We start from the raw sequence: 224 nt of genomic DNA, 5'->3' as shown, positions 1-224 counted from the left end.
GCGGTGGTCTGTCGGGCATATGCCGTCAGTCGTTCATCGCTTTCACGCGGCTGTTCGCTACCGCGAGCCCGGCACTGCAACGTGAAACCCTTGTGCAGCAGACCTCCACCAACTTTCTTAGGAACCTTGAATATAACTGGCACAGCCCGTGCATTAGTGATACCCGAGCAGACAAGTTGCTCGCACCCAACCGCAAGACCCTGACCTTTACCTTCTGGAGACTC

At 56.2% G+C, this 224-nt stretch carries 1 protein-coding gene; it reads left to right on the top strand.

Annotated elements, in window-relative coordinates; genetic code table 11:
* Positions 1 to 224: hypothetical protein (locus P0D80_RS51785; RefSeq protein WP_408296844.1), on the top strand; the 224-nt coding region annotated here is incomplete at both ends.

Source organism: Paraburkholderia sp. RL17-373-BIF-A (assembly GCF_046030175.1).
Classification (GTDB): domain Bacteria; phylum Pseudomonadota; class Gammaproteobacteria; order Burkholderiales; family Burkholderiaceae; genus Paraburkholderia.
The sequence above is the reverse complement of the archived record's forward strand: the minus strand, read 5'-3'. Positions and strand labels throughout refer to the sequence as shown.